The sequence below is a fragment of the Microcoleus sp. Pol12B4 genome (assembly GCF_036701385.1).
Lineage (GTDB): Bacteria > Cyanobacteriota > Cyanobacteriia > Cyanobacteriales > Microcoleaceae > Microcoleus.
The window spans coordinates 1-5,701 of sequence record NZ_JAUBQR010000157.1; the positions used below are offsets into that span (position 1 = coordinate 1).

The 5,701-nt window shown below is 47.5% G+C and carries 4 protein-coding genes and 1 pseudogene; all 5 read right to left on the minus strand.

Annotation, left to right across the window (positions count from 1 at the left end; translation table 11 throughout):
* Positions 1-380 precede the first annotated feature (380 nt).
* On the minus strand, positions 381-1,805 hold the full coding sequence (locus QUA38_RS20145) for a phosphoglucomutase/phosphomannomutase family protein (protein ID WP_333164825.1): 1,425 nt from the start codon (positions 1,803-1,805) through the stop codon (positions 381-383).
* Between the two features lie 185 nt (positions 1,806-1,990).
* Positions 1,991-2,725, minus strand: a complete 735-nt coding sequence (gene folE / locus QUA38_RS20150; protein WP_333164827.1) for a GTP cyclohydrolase I FolE — start codon at positions 2,723-2,725, stop codon at positions 1,991-1,993.
* 103 nt (positions 2,726-2,828) lie between these two features.
* On the minus strand, positions 2,829-3,554 hold the full coding sequence (locus QUA38_RS20155; RefSeq protein ID WP_333164829.1) for an SDR family oxidoreductase: 726 nt from the start codon (positions 3,552-3,554) through the stop codon (positions 2,829-2,831).
* 242 nt (positions 3,555-3,796) lie between these two features.
* A complete protein-coding gene (accA, locus tag QUA38_RS20160; protein WP_333073767.1) occupies positions 3,797-4,777 on the minus strand; it encodes an acetyl-CoA carboxylase carboxyl transferase subunit alpha in 981 nt (326 codons plus the stop codon).
* Between the two features lie 558 nt (positions 4,778-5,335).
* Positions 5,336-5,701 (minus strand): annotated as a pseudogene (locus QUA38_RS20165) (long-chain acyl-[acyl-carrier-protein] reductase); the annotation flags it as partial.

Consider the following 5,701-nt stretch of genomic DNA (forward strand, 5'->3'; position numbering starts at 1 on the left):
CAATTTTCTGCCTTTAGGGAGCCTGTGCCAATCACAGGCTCCCTTTTCTTTCCCTTGTTAGTCTAAACTCCAGTAATAATATAATCGCAAAATTCTTGCAAACCTCTTTCTGGATCGACAGTAAACTGCTTACCTGAAACCAGAGAAACTCCCTTGTTTAACAATCGCCGAAATTCTGCTAATGTCGGGGTAATTAAAAATTCTGAGCGACCTTTTATGTGGAAATAAAAGTGGCTAGCGGTACATAATCGATCGGGATTGTTGTTAAAATTTATGAGAGAAGTTTTTAACCGCAGAGGGTGCAGAGGACAAGGAGAAAGAAAGATTTGATATCAATTTATCCGCGTTTGCCTGCGTTTCTCTGCAATTAAAAACTATGATTAATTTTGCCCCCAATCCTTCGCCCAATTCAAGTTTTGCATAACTTCTTTCAATGTCGCAGCTTCTGAATATAACCTCAACACTGGTTCAGTACCGCTAAACCGAATTAACAGCCAACTTCCGTCAGCCAAACGGAATTTATATCCGTCAACTTTGTTGCAATCTACAACTGCTTTGCCGGAGATTTCTATTAAAGGTTGATTTTGCAGACGTGACAGCAAACGCGACCTTTCTTCCATATTTGCTAGGTGCAAGTCGATTCTGTCATAAGCTGAAGTAAAGCTGGTTTCTTGTTGCAGTCGGCTGTAAATTTCGCTTAAATCTTCCCCGGATTTGACAACGGCTTCTAACAAGTACAGCGCTGATAGTAAAGCATCTCGTTCAGGGATGTGTGTACCGTAGCCAATTCCCCCCGATTCTTCGCCACCGACTAAGACTTGGGTGGTTAACATTCGATCGGCTATATACTTGTAACCGATCGGCGTTTCAAATAATGGCAAGTTGTACAGCTTGGCAATTTTGGGAATTATGTCTGAACCGCTGACTGTTTTGATGACTTCCCCGGTCAAGCCGCGCCGTTTTGCTAAATGTTCGATTAATATGGGAACTAGGATTTGTGAACTCAGAAAGTTGCCGCTAGAGTCAACTGCTGCAATTCGATCGCTATCTCCGTCAAATACAAATCCGATTGACAAACCAGAACTTTTTCGCTGGTGAGTACGCATCACCCGAAATAACTGCGACAGGTAGCGCGGCAAAGGTTCCGGTGCACCGCCGCCAAACAGCGGATCTCGATCGCTGTTGACTTCATGTACTGTTTCTTCTAAAATTTGAGCTAATCCTCCGGCGGCGGCACCGTGCATTACATCTACAAATACTGTAATTTTGCCGCTGGCGATCGCTTCTTTAATCGACTCAATATCTACCATTTCCCGCAACGTTTTGCAGTAAGCTGGCCAAGGATTGAAATTCTCCAATTTGCCGGGAGTTGCTGAAAGTGCCGCCGGATTTTGGAGCTTTTCTTCTATCTGTTGAGTAACTTCCGGCGAAACTGAACCGCCAAATCCGCCCTTGACTTTTAACCCTAAATATGCACCCGGATTGTGGCTGGCTGTCAGGACGATCGCACCCAAAGCATTTAATTGTTTGGCAGCTAAACTGAAAGCTGGCGTGGGGGCGTAGGATTCGCTAAGCAGCACGTCAAATCCTGCGTTTTGGATAGCCACAGCCGCTGTTTTGGCAAATTCTTCAGCCAGAAATCGGCGGTCGTGACCAACAATTACGGTACCGCTGCTGCCATCGCCGCCGCCGGTTTGTGCGAGAACTTGTGCCGCTAAGGGAGCGACTAACGCTACGCGATCGAATGTAAAATCGTCAGCAATGATGCCGCGCCAGCCATCTGTACCGAATTTAATGGGATTCATTTAGTCACAAGTCATGATTCACCCGTCTATTTTATGGGTTTATTAGTCGATCGTCATCTGATTTTAGATTTTAGATTTTAGATTTTGGAATTGCGACTGCGGATGAATCAGGGGGCTAGTGACCAAATTACTTGATTGCTAGCCACCAGCCAAAAAGTGATTGGCTGATGACTAATGACTAATGATTAAAAGAATGCCGGTTGGTGGCGGATCAAATTCAGGAATTCTTCGCGAGTTTTCTGTTCCTCTTGGAACACGCCCAACATTGCACTCGTAACCGTCCAAGCACCAGGTTTTTGCACACCCCGCATCGTCATGCACATATGGCTGGCTTCCATGACTACAGCTACTCCCTGCGGTTCCAATATTGTCTGAACTGCTTCAGCAATTTGGCGCGTCAAACGTTCTTGCACCTGCAATCGGCGGCTGTACATCTCAGCAATTCGGGCTAATTTGCTCAATCCCACTACTTTTTGGTTGGGAATGTAAGCGACGTGAACTCTACCCATAAACGGCAGCATATGGTGTTCGCACATACTGAATACGCTTATGTCTCGTACCAGTACCATTTCGTTGTGGCCTTCGTCAAAGATAGCGCCGTTGAGGAGTTCTTCTAGGGATTGACTGTAACCACTGGTGAGAAACCGCATTGCTTCTGCTACCCGTTTTGGGGTTTTGAGCAATCCTTCGCGTTCGGGGTCTTCTCCTACTCCCAGCAGCATTGTGCGAACTGCCTCCATCATTTCTTCTTGGCCTACTTCTGAGGGTTTAGGCACGCTGGATTCTTGACCGTGGGAGGAATTGCGATCGGGTCTAGTTGGGATGCGCGGGGAGTTATTATCTGCGGTTTGTAACAGTTTCATGCTGTCAGTCGAGAGTGAGTTCGAGCCATTGGAATCGGTGGAAGATGCAATTGTCATAACAAGTTGGTGTGAGGGTGAATCGATTTTGGATTGGGGGATATAGCTAGAGATTCAAAGATTGTTGAATTCGAGAAAAATCCAGCAGTCTAAAATCTCAAGTTCACAAAACTCCTGCGTTGGACATGAGCGTGATTTCTTCAATTACTGCACTCGCTGGCAACTGAACTGCGTGCAGAATTGATTGGGCGACGATTTCTGGGGTTAACATGGCGGTGCGATCGAAGTTGGCGTCCACGGTATCTGTGTCCCACATGGGAGTATTGACAGAACCCGGACAGATTGCTGTTACGCGAATTCCGTGAGCCCGTTCTTCGGCGGCTAAGGTTTTAGACAAAGCCATGAGACCGAATTTACTGACGCAGTAGGCTCCCCAGTTGGGGAAGGTTTGGTTGCCGGCGATCGAGGAAACGTTGATGATGATTCCCGATCCGCGATCGCGCATCGAGGGCAAAACTCCTAAAATGCACTGCCAAACGCTAGTCAGATTGAGGTCTAGAACGCTCTGCCAGTCTGCTAGCGGCGTTTCCGTTAAGGAACCGGTGTAGCCCATGCCAGCGCTGTTGACCAGGATATCTACGGCACCCAATTGAGATGCGATCGCGCTGATGCTGCTTTGCACTTGCTCAATTTTTGCCAAGTCTAAGGGATAAGCTTCTGCTTTCACTCCGAATTTTCGGGCTGCTGCGGCAACGGCTTCTAAGTTTTCCGACTCTCGGCTAACTAAGGCCAGATTTATGCCCTCGGCGGCGAACGCTAGAGCCGTCGCTTTGCCAATACCGCTGCTGGCTCCGGTAATCAGAGCCTGCTTTGTTGTGGGATGGTTCATTCAGTGTCCTAATACTTTCGCTCGGCAACTCCCTCAAGCGTTGCAGCCTTCTTCGGCAAATTAGAAAGCTGTCGGCTGCGGGTGATCACAGTTAATTATGAGATCAACATTAAGAACTGTTAAGCCGGTGTCGCCTGAGAAATTATAACACTGCTGACAGAGCCGCAGAATAAGGATCTGTGAGTTATGAGTTTAAAGTTAAGAATTTTTAACTCATAACTGATAACTCTGAATCGATCGGCTCAAGCAGAAATTTCAGTGAATACACCGATGTGGCGAAACTTTTGATACCGGAGTTCGCGTCGCTGCTGAGCCGTTAGCTGTGTTAGTTCTGCTAAGTTTTCTAACAAAGCTTGTTTGAGTATGGACGCAGCTTTGAGGGGATTCGAGTGAGCGCCGCCGATCGGCTCTGGTACTATTTGATCGAGAATGCCGAGGTTTTTCAAGTCCCAGGAAGTGATTTTCAGGGCTTCTGCGGCCAAGTTAGCTTTGCCAGAGTCTTTCCAGAGAATAGCCGCGCAAGCTTCGGGAGTGGCGACGGTGTAGACGGAATGTTCCAGCATCAACAGCCGCTCGCCGACACCGATACCCAAAGCGCCGCCGGAACCACCTTCGCCGATGACGGTGCAAATAATGGGAACGTCGAGGCGAAACATTTCTCGGAGGTTACAGGCGATCGCCTCTCCCTGTCCGAGCTGTTCTGCTTCTAAGCCCGCCCAAGCCCCCGGAGTGTCGATAAAGGTGAAAATTGGCATTCCGAAGCGATCGGCGTGTTCCATCAACCGCAGGGCTTTGCGGTAGCCGCCGGGAGCAGCCATACCGAAGTTGCGGGCGATATTGTCTTTAGTGTCGCGCCCTTTTTGATGGCCGATAATGACTGTGGGACGCCCATCTATGCGGGCAATTCCACCGACGAGGGCCGGGTCGTCTCCGCCCCGCCGATCGCCGTGAAGCTCGATCCACTCGTCGCTAATTGCCTGAATGTAATCGAGCGTGCTGGGGCGACGCGGGTGACGGGCAAGTTGCAGCCGCTGCATGGGGGACAAGCTGCTGAAGATTTCTTGTCGCAGTTGGGCCGAGCGAGCTTCGAGTTTGCGAATTTCGTCGGTGACATCGACGCTGTTTTCTTCGGCGAGTTCGCGAATCTGGTGAATTCGGGTTTCGAGTTCGGCCAGAGGCTTTTCAAAATCTAAGAGTAAGGGTTTACGGTCTGGGTTTGGCACGCGGATAATTTCTATAAGGTTTTGTCAGGTTTTGTCGATCGACTATTTTCCGATCCTACCGTGTCAGGGGATGCTGAAAAAGAGGGGAAGTTTGGAAGTTTTAAATTTTGAATTATGCTTGGGTTACTAAGCTGGTTGAACATCAGAGGCTGGAGCCTCGTTTTTTGCTACACTATTTTTGCTTGCTTCTGATTTTTACGCCCCTATTTCCCAGCGCCCCTGGCCCCCCACCGCCACAAAAGACCTAACCCTGCTGAACTGTTCCCAAGTCCAAAAAGCGACACCAGCGCGATCGAAATCACTCCTTGGAAAGCTTTAACAGCCCTGTCTATATTATCTGTTGTCGCCAAAATTCAAATATCAGAAGAATTAAAGACAAATTCTTGCCACCAATTACATCTGCTTGTTGCGAACTACAAACTACTTTTCGTCGGCTCGTGCGATCGGAGATAATGTGAATAGTTAATAGTTAACTGTTAACGCTTAACTGTATAAAAAAAGTTACTGGTTATTATCAGAAAAACTTTCCTCAATAACCAATAACCACAACAAATCACATCAAAATGACATTAAAGGTCTGAAACCGTGCTTGACAGAAATATGACCGATTTGCTCCATCTTTTCCACTGTAATTTGATTCCGCCCCCAAGAAAAATTGGTATACATTTTTTCAAATTCCAGCAGCATTGATTCAGCAAAACAGGCAAACAACTGTCGGCCCGGTACATCCATATTGACAATCTTCATAATTTTCCACTCAATATCGAGGGAATGCTCTACAATGCCACCATTGAGTACGTAAATTTCTGGATGCTGAACCTGAGTTGCCAGATTTTTTGGATAGCCACCGTCAATCAATAAACAGGGTTGCTTCAATGTCTTAGGGTCAATTTCTACTCCCTTGGGCATACTGGCTACCCAGAC